Here is a 278-nt window from a genome sequence, read left to right on the forward strand (position 1 = left end):
TCTCCATCGAGCAGATGCAGCTGGACGAAGTGCGTAAGGATCTTCAGGAAACCTACCGTATTGCCGAAGACGCCACCTTTGAACGTCTGAAGCGTACGCTGGATGGCCAAGCGGTTAATGGCGGCCCGAACCTGAAGAAAGGCGACGTGCTGAGCGAGACGTACCTGGACGAACTGCCCCGTCAGCAGTGGTTCAAACTGCGCATGCAGGATGAAGCCTACAACGAACTGCTGGCCCAGGCCGATGAGCAGCTCGAAAACCGCCGTAAAGAAATGGAC

At 56.5% G+C, this 278-nt stretch carries 1 protein-coding gene; it reads left to right on the forward strand.

Annotation, left to right across the window (positions count from 1 at the left end; all coding sequences use genetic code 11):
• Window positions 1–278, forward strand: a 278-nt coding sequence (locus tag V0R37_RS22050) for a hypothetical protein (RefSeq protein ID WP_420376549.1), incomplete at both ends; no start/stop codon positions are given.

The sequence above is a fragment of the Pollutimonas rozaliensis genome, assembly GCF_048751585.1.
In the GTDB taxonomy this organism is placed as follows: domain Bacteria; phylum Pseudomonadota; class Gammaproteobacteria; order Burkholderiales; family Burkholderiaceae_B.